We start from the raw sequence: 12,957 nt of genomic DNA, 5'->3' as shown, positions 1-12,957 counted from the left end.
CGCGCCGCTCAGCGCAGGCCCAGCAGGGAGCGGCGGTAGAAGCTGTCGCGGGCTTCGTTCTGGCAGACGAAGCTGCCATCGAACCCCTGGCCGTACCGCTTCTGACCCTTGCGGTAGTAGAGCCCTTTCCTGAAATCGAGCCAGACCACCTTGTCGTGCGGACAATGACGCTGCGCCTGCGCCTCGTAGCGAAACGGCGTCAGCGGTGTCGCCGAGAGCTCCGCGGAGCCGGCGCCGACCGTGACCGCGCCGGCGAGCGCGATCACACCGGTCCAACTGCCGAAGCCGCCCCTACCCACTCCCCGCCTCCCGATCCGCGCCGTCGCCCGATAGAGGCACGCTAGCACGAAAGGGCGCGATCCGCCGAAGGCGAGACGCGCGCCGCGTCTTCCGCCGGCCATCTTGTCGGGTTAGATGAAGGCGAGATCGTCTCATCGCGAGGATGCGGCCTGAATGTCGGTTGAGCCTTCCCCCCTATCCGAACTTGGTACCGAGCCCCGCCCGCCCTCGCCGCGCCTGGGCCTGCTGCCGATGATCATCTTCGGCTCGCGCTGGCTGCAACTGCCGCTCTATCTCGGACTGATCGTGGCGCAGTGCGTCTACATCGCGCTGTTCCTGAAAGAACTCTGGCATCTGTCCTGGCACGCGCTCGACCTCACCGAGCAGCAGATCATGATGAGCGTGCTGGCGCTGATCGACGTCGTGATGATCTCCAACCTGCTCGTGATGGTGATCGTCGGCGGCTACGAGACCTTCGTCTCGCGGCTCGACCTGCAGGGCCATCCCGACGAGCCGGAATGGCTCGGCCACGTCAATGCGAGCGTGCTGAAGATCAAGCTCGCCATGGCCATCATCGGCATCTCCTCGATCGCGCTGCTGCGCACCTTCATCGAGGCTGGCAATCTCGGCTCGAACCGCGCCGGCTTCACCGAGACCGGCGTGATGTGGCAGGTCCTGATTCACATCACCTTCATTCTCTCGGCGATCGGCATCGCCTATGTCGACAAGCTCAGCGAGTCCGGAATGCGCAAGCACGCCGGGTAAGGCCCGGCAGCCGCTTCGCCTGCCCCGCAACGCGGATGTCGAACCGGCACTAGCCGTCAGCATCGGCCGGAAGATCGTCAGAAGATTTGCGGGCGGGAGCCGCGCGAGCTCAGCCTTTTGCCGCCGCCGCTTCGCGCGCGAGGCGCTCGGCCCTGAGCCGCTCCTTGTTGGCGTAAAATGCCTTCTGCGCCGCTTCATGGTCGCGCATGGCCTTTTCGGCCTCGATCCGGCGTGCCGCATCGCGCGCCTGGCGCTGCTCGGGGGTCAGGGGTTTGCGTCGGAAGGAAAGGTCTTCAGTCATGGGGAGGGGAACGCCGTGGCGAGGAAAAAGTTCCACATGGTCTCGTTCAGCGGCAAAGAGGCCCGGCCTGATAATTTGCGAAAACAACCCCATGCACAGTAGCCAAGCCCTTCTACAGCAATGACTTTTCGTCGCGCGCTCGATGCGTCTGACCCGTCGGGCAAAACAAGTGGCATTCCGCCAAATTCGGAAACTCCTGAAGATGGCGGACGAGCAAATCAGTTCCGGTCGGCGGGCATCTCGATGTCTGCAATGACCGGCAAGTGGTCCGAATAGGCCCTCGCCTCTTGGTCGGTCCAGACTTCCCGGATCCGGCTGTCGGACGTTGCATAGATCCGGTCGAGCCGCATCAGGGGCAAACGCGACGGAAAGGTTCGGAGCCGCGTCCGGTTCGGGCAAACCTGCGCAAGCACGCGCCGCACCGATTTGACCCAGAACCAGTCGTTGAAATCGCCGAGAACAACGGTCCTTCCAGGTCTCACCAGGTTCACCAGGGCCTGAGCTTGCGCATAGCGCTCGTGGATGCTCAGGCCGAGATGCGTGGCCACCACGCGCACATCGCCAGCCGACGTCAACAGTCCCGTCGCAATCGCTCGGCGGGGCTCGCGCTCACGATACGACACGTCGACGATCTCGGGCACGCCGGAGAATGGAAAGCGGCTCAGGAGCATCTGACCGTAATCGCCATCCGCTGTGACGATCGACTTGGCGTGAACACGGTGATCGCCGACAACGCTCGCCAGCTTCGCAAACGGATCGTCCGAACGCGATCGCGAATCCACCTCTTGAAGCGCGACGACATCGGGCGCCCATTTGCGAACGATGGAACAGATGCCCTCCAGATCGAACGTCGGATTGAGATTGAAGGTGCCATGCACATTCCACGTCATGAAGCGCATCGGCGCCATCAGCGCCTCCCGGCGAGCCAGGTCGCGACGAATTGTGCGCCGGCGCAGATCGCGAGCCAGCCCAGGAATGCCAGCGCGAGCAGCGTAGCGTTGGTCCAGGACGCATTCCTGGCCAGATCTGCGATCTGAGCGCCCAGCACGGCCATCGCGAGAATCCCGGGCGTCATGCCCAGCAGAGTTCCGACCAGGAAATCGCGCAGAGGCAGCGTGCTCGCGCCAGCCACGACGTTCACCACCGAGAACGGGGCGATGGGAATCATCCGGATGACGACGACAGCCAGGATGCCCTTGCCGACAACACGTTCCTGGATGCGCGCAGCCCGCCGCCCCAGCAAACGCTGAAGGCGTTCCCGGCCGAGCACCCGTCCGATCGCAAAAAGGATGAGAGCGCTGAGCAAGACGCCCGCCATCGCGGTGACGAAGCCCAGCCATGGCCCGAGTGCGGCCGCCGTTGCCGCAATGAGCACGAGAACCGGAAACACGACCAGCCCGCCCACCACAAAAGCTGCGATCGCGAATGGCGGCCCCCAGACCGACTGCGCGTAGGTCGACAGGAAGTTCGCGATATGGCCCGCGTCGGTGAAATCGCTCAAGGACGTGTACGACCAGGCCATCCCCAGTCCAAACAGCGCCACAGTCATCGAGACGATCCCGATGATCGTCTTCGTGGTCCACATGCGAGATGCCGCCCGCTCCAGATGAAGGGGACGTTCAGGGTCCGCAACCGGCTGGACCATCGTGGCCAATGCGCTGGTCAGGACCGAGGACTCCACGTCGCGCAGAGTCTTCGCGCTGTCGGCGCCCGACACTTCGTCCAGCAGCGTAAAAAGATGATTCTCATTTTGTGCGATGGCCTGTTCGTCGACACCGCAGAAGTGGGCGATCAGGCGATGGCGGACCGATGCGATGAAAGCCCGGTGGTCGTCGGACGAGGCTTCGAAGATGAGGTCACATTCGCTGTCGGCGCCCATCGAGCGGTTGTTCAGGTTCGCCGAGCCAATTCTCAGGATCCGGTCATCGACGATCATGAGCTTGCTGTGCACCATCACGGCAGCTTCGGTGTCCCCGCTGCGTGTGACCGGGTAGACGAAGCGGATACGATCCGCGACGTCGGCCGCGCTGAAGCAGTCGATGAAGGCGCCGCGGCCGTTCTGCATGGCCTGGGATTCCACCCACGAGGAATGCAGCTTGGGCGTGACGACGAGAACTCGAAGCGAAGGCACGCGGCGCATCTGCTCCGCCAATTCGCATGCGATCTTGGTGGCGCTGGTGAACTGATTTTCGATGTAGACGAAGCGCGTCGCGGACCGGATTGCTGCGATCAACGAGCGTTCGACCTCCCTGATCGTCGAACCTGCGGGACAAACCACCTCGGTCCTGGCGATACCCACCGGCATATGCTCGGCCTCGGCCGGCACGTTCGCCGGCCACCGGATGCTCTTTGCGCGCCGATCATGAGTCTGTTGGCCTGCCGCACGCCAGCGTTCTTCTGCCAGGTCCGATAGAAGCTCGGCGGCGTCCCCGGCGACCATGCATTGAACATCGTGAAACGGCGGGTACGGCTTGCCCTGGGGGTCGCAGCGCATTGCATTATCTGCTCGATGGTCACTCGTGTCCCAGCGCCTGATGGTCAGATCAAGCCCGCCGACGAACGCCAGTGAACCGTCGACGCAGACGATCTTCTGGTGTTGGGCCGAGCCAAACGGAAGCGTGGAATCCAGGTGAAAGCGGACGCGGCCATCCGTGTCGGCGGTGAATTTGGCCGTGGACTTCCATTCTCTTTCTGAGGCGTAAAACGAGACGAAGTCCCAGACGAGAATGTTGATCTGCAAGGCGGGATGGCGTTGAACCAGCGCGCGCAGGAATGGGCCAAGCTGTTCCGGCAAGCCGTCATCCGCCTGTCCGGAATCTCCTACCAGCCGGGTCTCGCTATGGATGTCCCATCCGACGATGTAGACGAGATCCTGCGCCTCCAGCAGCGCCTCCCGCACGGCCGCGAAATAAGCGGCAGCATCGTTCAGAACCGCGACGCGCCGCGCCTTGCACCGCCGCCAGACGGTGTCGCCGGGGATCAGGGTCGATGAACTCTGAAGCAGGTGGACCTCGCAACTGGCATTCGCGGCTCAACGCGTTGAATGCGCAAGGGGTTCCACGGCTTCAGGACCGGAGGCGGCTGTTCAGCGCGTGTGGATGGCGGCGCCATGGCGCTCGCTCGGCACAGGCGCCGATTGCCGCTATTTGGTTCGGACAGTCTTTGCGCCGGCGCCCCTCAAGACGTCGGCGATCTTCTCGGGAGCGTCGCCGTGAAAGTCCACGGAGACCTCGATCAGACCCTCCAGCTTCTGCCGCCCCTCCGGCGCGGGCGCGGCCTTGACGTCGCTACCTGCCGCGCGCGTCCCCGCGGTGTTCGCGCCGCCGGCGGCCTGAACGAAGACGTCGCTGCGCGGCACGCCGCATTCCTGCACAACGTGTTCAACCGCAAGCTCGGCGCCGCGGCGCGTGTCGAATTCTCCGATGATCGTGCTTTCCAAGGGCGCACTCCGTGGTGGATGAGAGTGCGAACAACCGGCGAATTAGGGCCAGGTTCCTGAGCCGGGCGATGCATCTCACTCGGAAAGACCAGCGTCTCGGCAAATGCAGCAGAACGGCCGTCCAGTCTTCGTTGTCGGCATCAATCATCTTGGCAGCTCAGGGCAGCTCCGCGTCGCACCGAGCTATCACTCAGGTACTTTCAGAACAGGTCGATGTTGCGGTGGGATCGGCCGCTGAGGGTCTCCTCCTTTCCTGCTCGCATCGTGCCTTCTCCCCGCCCTCGGAGCCGGAGTGTCAACGAGCGGCAGCGGTCTGTTGGCTTGCGGAGTTCTCCGCGTTGAACTCACGCCAAGCCTGTCGCAGTATCTGGATCGAAGAGGTCAGGAAGATGCCAGCCATCACGGCAGCGACGAGGAGATCGGGCCAAGCTGTGCCGGTCCCCCAGACGCCCAAGGCAGCGACCATCACGATCACGTTGCCGATTGCGTCGTTTCGAGAGCAGAGCCAAACAGACCGGACGTTCGCGTCCCCATCCTTGTACGGCCTGAGCAACAAGACCGAACCGAGATTGGCCGCAAGAGCAAGAAAGCCAATCACGCCCATGACCTCTGCCTTTGGAATCCCGAGAATGAGCGTTTGGTAGACAGTTGACCCGACAACCCAGAGCGCCATCACGCTGAGAGAGATACCCTTGAAAAGGGCGGCTGTAGCTCGGCGTCGCAGGCTCGCACCGATCACGGCCAAGCTGAGCCCATAGGTCACCGTGTCACCAAGAAAATCCAAAGCATCGGCTTTCAGCGCCTGTGAACCTGCCAACTGCCCAGCAAGCATCTCAATCAAGAACATCGAGCCGTTGACAGCGATGACCGTCCAGAGGACGCGCTTGTACATGGGATCCATTCCGTCGAAGACCGGCACACCGCCGGAGCAACCACACCCCGCCTCTGCGGACCCGCACTCTCGCCGAACAGGTTCGAGGTTCAGCGGTGGGGGGCTGCAGCAAGAGCTGTTCTGTTCGCAGCAGTCGGTCGCCATGATGTCGGTCCCCCACTTTCTGTCGAACCTACCAGCTAATGACGCTTCCAAGAAGCTCGCTGCTTTCTACGATGTGCCGGAGTCCGCAATTGCCATTACGATCAACCCCTAAAAAGGGCCCCTATCCGTCGCAGGACGCACTTCCTTTGAATTATTGTGCCCGAAACCGTGCTGTGGGGCACGATCGGGCTCACCTAAGCTTCTCGGCCTGTCGTTCGACCTACAGCGAAGCACCAAGGCCGATCAGGTTGAGAAACCCGGTTGGTTCACGTCGGATGTACGCGCGAACCAACCGGGGAATTTGCTCGATTGCTATCGAGTGCATACTCATAAATCTCTGTGGATATCCGCTTCACGCAGATCCCGGCCGCTCCTTTGCATCCGCAACACATAACGCGATGGGGGCAGGAACGGGCCGCGGGTGATCCAGAGAAAATCGGGCGAAGCCAGCAACAGGGCTTCTACCGCCTGGACGTCGTGGGCGTTTTGAGCGGCAACGAAACGGTCGAATGTCGCCCGTGCCTCGTGTTGGGGGACTGCAACGGCCGGCTTGATCATCAGGAAAACAAACATGAGCAGCGCGCACGCAAGCAAACGTCGCGTGACGCGATACAGATCGAGTTGGGTCGTCTTGCTGTTTACCTTCATCTTCACGTTCCGCCCTCCGTTCCACGGTTTCGATCGCCCATCTCATGTCGGAGAGCGACCACCTGATTGAACCGTCATCTGGGTGCACGGAGTATCGCCGGGCGTTCCGCATGGCGCCTCCGGAAGGGGCGTAGCATCTTGCGAACGGGTCGCCTGTGAGAACTGACCTATGGTCGACGGATCAAAATCACGTTCGGCGAGATGGGCGTGCGTGGGTGCGCTGGTCTACTGCCATTGTGGCCATCACACAGCGCTAGAAGCCGATCGATGGCCGGACGACGTGCGGTTGTCTGATTTCGAGCCGCGCTTCGTCAGGTTGCGGCAGCCGCGGCGCCGACGTCCGGCCTGACTTCGATCGAGGCAACCCGCAGCTTGCGATCCAAAAGGCCGGCCCGGGGAGCGCTGAAATTAAACTGACCGAAGAACGTCCGGCTCAGATCACGCCCACAATGATCAAAACTCCGATCTCGACCAGTAGGAGCGTCCCCGTTGCAGCGGAGATGAGAAACAAATCACTTAGTGACAGGAACTGCATGATTCGCCTCACAATTTGCCAAAGAAGCGGCCCTTACATCCTTGGTGGCGTGAGCAGGGGCAGGATGATGGGGCCGCTTCTAGGAGGTCCTTGACGCGTTCGTCCGGCGCCAAGCCTTCTCATCCTAATCCAAATTTAAATCTCGTCCAACATTTAATATATTTAAATTCATTTTATTGTTTTAATGCTTAACCGGGCGACATTTGCACGATGCAAGCCGCCGATTTCCCGTGTATGGCCCCCGTTCGCCCATGAAACCATTTCTCCTGGGCGGCGAAGTCGGCCTGAAACAAACGAGGCGCAGCCTACTCTCTTCCAGCGCATGTCCAGAAGGGAACTATCTCTATGATCAGCCCAACGCGGACTCGCAAAGCACGTAAGCTCGTTGTCGTAAATTTGCTGATCGGCGCGGCCGCTCTATTCGGATTGGCTGCTCACGAGCCAGTCTCAAGTGCTGCCCTCGGTCGTGAATGGCAATGCAGCAAAGCTGCATTTGTCGTAACGACGTGTCATCACGTGGCTGACGAAGTTATGACGCAAAAAATGGCCGCTCTCGATTAGCTGGCAAACCATTTGCGCCAACGCTGGTTGTCCAAGCCAACATCCGAGACTGAGCGAGCGCGGGACCGTAGCCCCCGACCATGGTCGTTCACCGTCTCAGTCGGCGAGCATGCGCCGCCAGCCGCTGCCGGTCGCGCCTTCTGTGGACTCGGCGCCGGCGCTTCATGCCGATCGTGCCCCGGTATGCTGCGATCGCCCCTCACCTTCAGCCTCGCAGCATCTCGGCGAGCCGCGCTTCCTTGAGCGACACGTCCTTGAACGAGCCCAGCGGCTCTCGCTGAGGAAGATCACCAAGTACGGGAGGAGCAAATGAAGCGCCGGCGCCGAACCCACAGAAACCGCGACCGGCAGCGGCTGATGACGCACCGCTGATAAAATTAGGGGCCCGCCGGTCATGCTGGCGGGCCTTTTTCGAGCCGCCATCAAGGAGCGCCAGCCTCATTTTTAGCTGATAATCTGCTTGACCTTGATGCCGCGCAAGGCCTCGATGCAGTCAGCTACCAAATGCAAGAATTCATGCCGCTTTATGCTTTTGACCTGACGACCTTCCATATTTATGAGAATGAATCTCGCCATCTCGTAAGCGACTTCAAACTGCGATTTGCCCGTCGTCTCGACATCGATTTTTTCAGCCATCTCGCTACCCGCTAGCTGGAATTGTGAAATAGCAGCCTACGGGAAAGCCGGTGGTCAAGTCGAGTTGAGGAGATCTGCTTTCGGCACGCCAGGGACTCGCCGACAATCTTACGAATCCTGCGCCCATTCGGCCTGTACCTATCCGGAAGAGTACTGCCAATGTTCGGAAGCGAACGGAACGGCGCTTCGAGCTGTGAGAAGCTCGCAGCCGCTTGAACTTCCCCAAGGTCCAAGCACCCCAAATGGCCCCGGCCGCCCACACCCTAGAAGCCCACGGCCGGGGCCGTCTTTTGCCCGCTATCGATATCCTCCCGCGTCGGCAGCCCGTCCCAATTGAAGTTCGGCCGCAGCCCAGCGCCGCGCCGGCCGCAGACGTTTACGGGTGGCAGCTATCGCGTTCGATGGCCTTTGATCGCAAGCCGTGGATTGCCTCGATCGAAGTCAGGCCGCACGTCGGCGCCGCGGCTTCCGCAACCTGCGCAGACGAACCGCGGCTCGATATCGGACAGCCGCACCGCGTCCGGCCAGCGGTCAGCATCCAGGGCAATGTGACCGCAGTGGCAGTAGACCAGGACGCCGCGCACGCCCACGCCGCGCATTTCGCCGAAGGTGATTTTGAGCGGCCGGCCATCTGCATGAGTGGGTGTGTGGCGTTTCGGGCGAGGCATGCCGCGATCAAAGCGGCATCGCAAGCACCTCGCAAATTATCGATCCCTAGCGGCCCCAGTCGCTCGCGAGCTACTGCCTGTCGTGGGTGTGGAGAACTCTCATGCAGCACTCACGCCGGCGGCTTCCGACGGCGTTGCCACCATCCTGCGATCAGGACTGCCGCGATCGCTGCGAGAGTGACGACCAGTACCCATACCTCGGTCTCGGCTGTGCCGCCGTCGATACCAAGCCCCACTTTCACGCGACGTCCCCTCGCCTACCTCGAAGGTGCGAACGATGGCCGGAGCGCACGCTGATTGGTCAGGTTACGCAAGTAACAACTCAGCAATCTCAATTAGTTATATTGATTTTGGCGGAAGGGGTGGGATTCGAACCCACGGTACCCTTGCGGGCACGCCGGTTTTCAAGACCGGTGCCTTAAACCACTCGGCCACCCTTCCAAGCCCGGAACGGCTGTCGCTTAACGTAGTCGACGGCGCAAGGCAACGCCAAGTTGGCGCCCTCGCCTCAGGCCCATCCGCCCGCCGTCTGTGAGGCGAGCGTCAGCCTGTTCCTCTCGCTTGGGCCTCAGGTCCGGCGCCGCCGTGCGCCGACGTCTCGCCAATCCGATACTGGCGACATCACCCAAGGCGTCGCCGGTTGCGAAGCCCGGCAGGATTGGTCTCCATGTCCGGGCCTCGTTTTGCGACACGCAAAAGAAACGGCGCCCTGTGAGGAGCGCCGTTCGAAGCCTGCCTCGTCCTTGGCGTCAGTAGCCGCAGGATGCGCAGCCCATCTGCACTGGGGCGTAATAGGAATAGCCGGGCGAGACCATCTCGACGCGCTGGCGCGTGGCGTATTGCGGCGGGATGTGCTGGTACTGGACGCTGGGCGGCGCGACCATCACGGTCTGCGGCACCATCACGGTGCGATACTGCGCCGGCGTGCGATGCGCGACGACCGAGCCCGGCGAGACCATCACGGTCTCATCGACGGTGCGGTATTGGGGCTGCACGTATTGCTGCTGATAGCAGGTCTGGCACGGCGGCGGTGCGTAGCAATTGTAGCAGCCGGCGGAGGCTGCGCCCGTCATGGAAATCGCGGCGACGGCGGTTGAGAAAACAACAGCGAGAGTACGAGACATTATGTGGTGCCCCAGTTGCCCGAAATGGATTTGCGAAGGTCGGCGCAGTATACGCCGCAAAATCCGGGGCTGCTGAAGTTCGTCGAGGCATCCTTAATGCGAACGGCCGATCACGGCCGACCGGTAAGAACTCGTTGACCACACCCATCAACGCGCGACGTGCGTTGATGTTCATCCGCCTCCGATAGCCGAGCTTCAACGCCTCGCGGCTCTTTCCAGGAACTCCAGCAGCGAAGGATCAGTCTCCTCGAGTTCGACAAAGCGGCGGCGCAGCTCGTCGGCGATTTCGGCGGTGGCATCCCGCGACCATCCCTCCGCGGTATTGAAAGCCACAATGCGTGTGGGATGGAGATATTGCCCTTCGGCGAGATGTCTCAGCAGGGTCGCGCGATTGGCGTCCTCCTCGGCCGTCTCACACCAGGCGCGGCCCAGCTGCCGGCCGAAGTCATCGAGCACGAGATAGACGTCCCGGTCTGTCGTTATCTGCGGCACGAGTGATGGAGAATGACTCATGGCTCACTCCGATACTGGCAATCCGGACCGTTGCGGCGGATCTCGACACGGCGACCGCCTCGGCCGAATTCGGAAAAATGGATTTTCGGCTATTTTTCCCAGGATGGCACGATTAAATCGAAAATAAAACGACAATTAACAAAAATTAAATAGCAAGGTGTGGACAAATGCGCTAAGTTGACAGTGCCTGGCGGGCGAGCCCGCGCGTCGGGTGCCCACTTCGCAAACGGCTCCCGCCTCCACCCCCAATAGCCCACACCCCGGACGGCGGGGGCCGTTCTTTGCAGACCGCCGTCCCGGCTCCAGGTTTCTCCTGCAACGGCGCATCTGCGCGCTCGCGTGGAGACCGCGATGCGCTCCGGAGCAATCGATCCAGCCTAAGGCGCGCCGATCAGGCGCTTACTTCGAGCGACGCTTCACCTCGCGCACCGCGCCGCGCGCGGCGCTGGTGGTCAGCGCGGCGTAGGCCTGCAGCGCGGTCGAGACCTGGCGCTTGCGACCCGTCGCCTGCCAGGCGGCATCGCCCTTCGCCTCTTCCGCGGCGCGTCGCTTGGCGAGCTCCTCGTCGGAGACTTCCAAAGTGATGCTGCGGTTCGGAATGTCGATGGCGATGATGTCGCCGGTGCGCACCAGGCCGATGTTGCCGCCTTCGGCCGCTTCAGGCGACAGATGGCCGATCGACAGGCCCGAGGAGCCGCCGGAGAAGCGGCCGTCGGTGACGAGCGCGCAGGCTTTGCCGAGGCCCATCGATTTCAGATAGCTGGTCGGATACAGCATCTCCTGCATGCCGGGTCCGCCGCGCGGGCCTTCATAGATGATGACCACGACCTCGCCGGCGACGACCTTGCCGCCCAGGATGCCTTCGACGGCGGCGTCCTGGCTTTCGAACACGCGCGCCGGGCCGGAGAATTTCAGGATCGAGGCGTCGACGCCGGCCGTCTTCACGATGCAGCCGTCCTGCGCGAGGTTGCCGTAAAGCACGGCGAGGCCGCCGTCCTTGCTGAAGGCGTGCTCGAGGTCACGCACGACGCCCTTCGCGCGGTCGGCATCGAGCTCGTCGTAGCGGCGCTCCTGGCTGAAGGCGACCTGGGTCGGGATGCCGCCGGGCGAAGCGCGATAGAAGGTGCGCACCGTCTCGCTCTTGGTGCGCTTGATGTCCCAGCGCTCCAGCGCCTCGTTCATGGTCGGCGCGTGCACGGTCGAGACCGAGGTGTCGATCAGCCCGGCGCGGTCGAGTTCGCCCAGAATGGCCATGATGCCGCCGGCGCGGTGCACGTCCTCGACGTGAACGTCGGCCACCGACGGCGCGACCTTGCACAGCACGGGCACGCGCCGCGACAGCCGGTCGATGTCCTTCATGGTGAAAGCGACCTGCCCTTCATGGGCGGCGGCGAGCAGGTGCAGCACGGTGTTGGTCGAGCCGCCCATCGCGATGTCGAGCGTCATGGCGTTTTCGAACGCCTTGAAATTCGCGACGTTGCGCGGCAGCACGGATGCATCGTCTTGCTCGTAATAGCGGCGGACGAGATCGACGATGGTGTGGCCGGCCTCGACGAACAGCCGCTTGCGGTCGGCATGGGTTGCGACCACCGAGCCGTTGCCGGGCAGCGCGAGGCCGAGCGCCTCGGTCAGGCAGTTCATGGAATTGGCGGTGAACATGCCCGAGCAGGAGCCGCAGGTCGGGCACGCCGAGCGCTCGATCACCTTGACGTCTTCGTCGCTGACCTTGGAATCGGCCGCCGCCACCATGGCGTCGATGAGGTCGACCGCCTTGGTCTTACCCTCGAGCTTGACCTTGCCGGCCTCCATCGGGCCGCCCGAGACGAACACGGCGGGGATGTTGAGCCTGAGCGCGGCCATCAGCATGCCGGGCGTGATCTTGTCGCAATTGGAGATGCAGACGAGGCCATCGGCGCAATGCGCGTTGGCCATGTACTCGACGCTGTCGGCGATCAGCTCGCGCGACGGCAGGCTGTAGAGCATGCCGTCATGGCCCATGGCGATGCCGTCATCGACCGCGATGGTGTTGAACTCCTTGGCGACGCCGCCGGCCTGCTCGATCTCGCGGGCGACGAGCTGGCCGAGGTCCTTCAGATGGACGTGGCCGGGCACGAACTGGGTGAAGGAGTTGACCACCGCGATGATCGGCTTGCCGAAATCGCCGTCCTTCATGCCCGTCGCGCGCCATAGGCCGCGGGCACCCGCCATGTTGCGGCCGTGGGTGGTGGTGCGGGAGCGATAGGCTGGCATGGCGTTTCCGTCCTCGGTTTGGATGCCTGAGCGGGAAAATATGGAGCCGCCTCAGGCCTTTGTGGCCGGATAGCGCACGGGGGCAGCCCGTGCAACGGGAACTTGGCCTAGAGGTAGCCGGATCGGCTTATCGCAGGCCTCCCCTGCTCCCGGCGCGGCCTCTTCGCAGCCCGGATGGAGCGCAGCGCAATCCGGGGCAAGT

General features: G+C 62.7%; 14 protein-coding genes and 1 tRNA gene. 1 reads left to right on the top strand and 14 read right to left on the bottom strand.

Annotated features, from left to right (window positions below):
- Nucleotides 1-8: 8 nt before the first annotated feature.
- Nucleotides 9-299 (bottom strand): hypothetical protein, encoded by a 291-nt coding sequence (locus IVA79_RS11860; RefSeq protein ID WP_247553079.1) that lies wholly within the window; start codon nucleotides 297-299, stop codon nucleotides 9-11.
- 154 nt (nucleotides 300-453) lie between these two features.
- Here IVA79_RS11860 and IVA79_RS11855 point away from each other — a divergent pair, with 154 nt between their 5' ends.
- Complete coding sequence (locus tag IVA79_RS11855) at nucleotides 454-1,044, top strand: TIGR00645 family protein (protein ID WP_247553078.1); 591 nt, start codon at nucleotides 454-456, stop codon at nucleotides 1,042-1,044.
- 109 nt (nucleotides 1,045-1,153) lie between these two features.
- On the opposite strand, the gene IVA79_RS11850 is transcribed toward IVA79_RS11855, so the two are convergent.
- From IVA79_RS11850 to ilvD, 13 genes are all read right to left on the bottom strand, one after another.
- A complete protein-coding gene (locus IVA79_RS11850; protein ID WP_018641976.1) occupies nucleotides 1,154-1,345 on the bottom strand; it encodes a hypothetical protein in 192 nt (63 codons plus the stop codon).
- Nucleotides 1,346-1,563: 218 nt separating this feature from the next.
- Complete coding sequence (locus IVA79_RS11845; protein ID WP_247553077.1) at nucleotides 1,564-2,253, bottom strand: endonuclease/exonuclease/phosphatase family protein; 690 nt, start codon at nucleotides 2,251-2,253, stop codon at nucleotides 1,564-1,566.
- A complete protein-coding gene (locus tag IVA79_RS11840; protein WP_247553075.1) occupies nucleotides 2,253-4,244 on the bottom strand; it encodes a VTT domain-containing protein in 1,992 nt (663 codons plus the stop codon). Before IVA79_RS11840 ends, IVA79_RS11845 begins: the two co-directional genes overlap by 1 nt.
- Before the next feature lie 243 nt (nucleotides 4,245-4,487).
- A complete protein-coding gene (locus IVA79_RS11835) occupies nucleotides 4,488-4,784 on the bottom strand; it encodes a hypothetical protein (protein ID WP_247553074.1) in 297 nt (98 codons plus the stop codon).
- 295 nt (nucleotides 4,785-5,079) lie between these two features.
- Entirely contained in the window at nucleotides 5,080-5,820 is a 741-nt protein-coding gene (locus tag IVA79_RS11830; protein WP_247553073.1) for a cation diffusion facilitator family transporter, read from the bottom strand.
- A gap of 327 nt (nucleotides 5,821-6,147) precedes the next feature.
- Nucleotides 6,148-6,474, bottom strand: a complete 327-nt coding sequence (locus IVA79_RS11825) for a hypothetical protein (protein ID WP_247553071.1) — start codon at nucleotides 6,472-6,474, stop codon at nucleotides 6,148-6,150.
- Nucleotides 6,475-7,769: 1,295 nt separating this feature from the next.
- Entirely contained in the window at nucleotides 7,770-8,006 is a 237-nt protein-coding gene (locus IVA79_RS11815; protein ID WP_247553070.1) for a hypothetical protein, read from the bottom strand.
- A 2-nt stretch (nucleotides 8,007-8,008) separates the two neighbouring features.
- On the bottom strand, nucleotides 8,009-8,200 hold the full coding sequence (locus IVA79_RS11810; protein WP_247553069.1) for a hypothetical protein: 192 nt from the start codon (nucleotides 8,198-8,200) through the stop codon (nucleotides 8,009-8,011).
- A 389-nt stretch (nucleotides 8,201-8,589) separates the two neighbouring features.
- The gene (locus IVA79_RS11805; protein ID WP_247553068.1) at nucleotides 8,590-8,868 is read right to left on the bottom strand and encodes a hypothetical protein; all 279 of its coding nucleotides are present in this window, start codon (nucleotides 8,866-8,868) and stop codon (nucleotides 8,590-8,592) included.
- Nucleotides 8,869-9,219: 351 nt separating this feature from the next.
- Nucleotides 9,220-9,309: transfer RNA gene (locus tag IVA79_RS11800), tRNA-Ser, on the bottom strand.
- A 308-nt stretch (nucleotides 9,310-9,617) separates the two neighbouring features.
- Entirely contained in the window at nucleotides 9,618-9,941 is a 324-nt protein-coding gene (locus IVA79_RS11795; protein ID WP_247553067.1) for a hypothetical protein, read from the bottom strand.
- A 246-nt stretch (nucleotides 9,942-10,187) separates the two neighbouring features.
- Nucleotides 10,188-10,505 (bottom strand): hypothetical protein, encoded by a 318-nt coding sequence (locus IVA79_RS11790; protein ID WP_247553066.1) that lies wholly within the window; start codon nucleotides 10,503-10,505, stop codon nucleotides 10,188-10,190.
- A gap of 399 nt (nucleotides 10,506-10,904) precedes the next feature.
- Complete coding sequence (gene ilvD / locus IVA79_RS11785) at nucleotides 10,905-12,755, bottom strand: dihydroxy-acid dehydratase (protein WP_247553064.1); 1,851 nt, start codon at nucleotides 12,753-12,755, stop codon at nucleotides 10,905-10,907.
- Nucleotides 12,756-12,957: the final 202 nt, after the last annotated feature.

Source organism: Bradyrhizobium sp. 138, assembly GCF_023074075.1.
GTDB lineage: Bacteria > Pseudomonadota > Alphaproteobacteria > Rhizobiales > Xanthobacteraceae > Bradyrhizobium.
Note: the sequence above shows the minus strand (reverse complement) of the source record. Positions and strands in the feature narration are given on the sequence as shown.

Coding starts and splice junctions, on each gene's coding strand:
- IVA79_RS11795 (WP_247553067.1), bottom strand. CDS start 9,941: ATGACGGGCGCAGCCTCCGCCGGCTGCTACAATTGCTACGCACCGCCG.
- IVA79_RS11845 (WP_247553077.1), bottom strand. CDS start 2,253: ATGGCGCCGATGCGCTTCATGACGTGGAATGTGCATGGCACCTTCAAT.
- IVA79_RS11855 (WP_247553078.1), top strand. CDS start 454: ATGTCGGTTGAGCCTTCCCCCCTATCCGAACTTGGTACCGAGCCCCGC.
- IVA79_RS11790 (WP_247553066.1), bottom strand. CDS start 10,505: ATGAGTCATTCTCCATCACTCGTGCCGCAGATAACGACAGACCGGGAC.
- IVA79_RS11830 (WP_247553073.1), bottom strand. CDS start 5,820: ATGGCGACCGACTGCTGCGAACAGAACAGCTCTTGCTGCAGCCCCCCA.
- IVA79_RS11815 (WP_247553070.1), bottom strand. CDS start 8,006: ATGAGGCTGGCGCTCCTTGATGGCGGCTCGAAAAAGGCCCGCCAGCAT.
- IVA79_RS11810 (WP_247553069.1), bottom strand. CDS start 8,200: ATGGCTGAAAAAATCGATGTCGAGACGACGGGCAAATCGCAGTTTGAA.
- IVA79_RS11850 (WP_018641976.1), bottom strand. CDS start 1,345: ATGACTGAAGACCTTTCCTTCCGACGCAAACCCCTGACCCCCGAGCAG.
- IVA79_RS11805 (WP_247553068.1), bottom strand. CDS start 8,868: ATGCCTCGCCCGAAACGCCACACACCCACTCATGCAGATGGCCGGCCG.
- ilvD (WP_247553064.1), bottom strand. CDS start 12,755: ATGCCAGCCTATCGCTCCCGCACCACCACCCACGGCCGCAACATGGCG.